General features: G+C 40.6%; 1 rRNA gene. It reads right to left on the bottom strand.

Annotation, left to right across the window (positions count from 1 at the left end):
* Positions 1-329 precede the first annotated feature (329 nt).
* Positions 330-445 (bottom strand): 5S ribosomal RNA (gene rrf / locus M3593_RS23770).
* Positions 446-456 lie beyond the last annotated feature (11 nt).

A 456-nucleotide genomic window follows, 5' to 3' on the forward strand; every position in this document is an offset into this window, starting at 1 on the left:
AACTCTCCAAGAAAGAGTTATGAGTTAGCTCATAAGTTAAAACGTTGGCTCATGTCTTCTATTAATAGAAGCATGATAATTTATTGTTTGTTGACGCTTGTTTGTTTAGTTTTCAAAGAACAATATTGTTGTCGTTCAAATGACAACTTTTAAATCTTACCACCTTTGAACCAGCTCGTCAACACTTTTTTTGAAAGTCTTTTAAACAATCAATCAAGCGGAGCTGAGTTACTATAATAACACCTCAGGTGTTACCTAACAACCAGCAGTAACTGGAAAAGAATGATATGGGGATTAAAAAAGACAGGGATCAAAATCTCTGTCTTTTCGCCCGGCGGCGTCCTACTCTCACAGGGGGAAACCCCCAACTACCATCGGCGCTGAGAAGCTTAACTTCCGTGTTCGGTATGGGAACGGGTGTGACCTTCTCGCCATCGCCACCAGACTATTTGGTTT

It is taken from the genome of Mesobacillus sp. MER 48 (assembly GCF_023714225.1).
GTDB classification, from domain to species: Bacteria; Bacillota; Bacilli; order Bacillales; family Cytobacillaceae; genus Mesobacillus; species Mesobacillus oceanisediminis_A.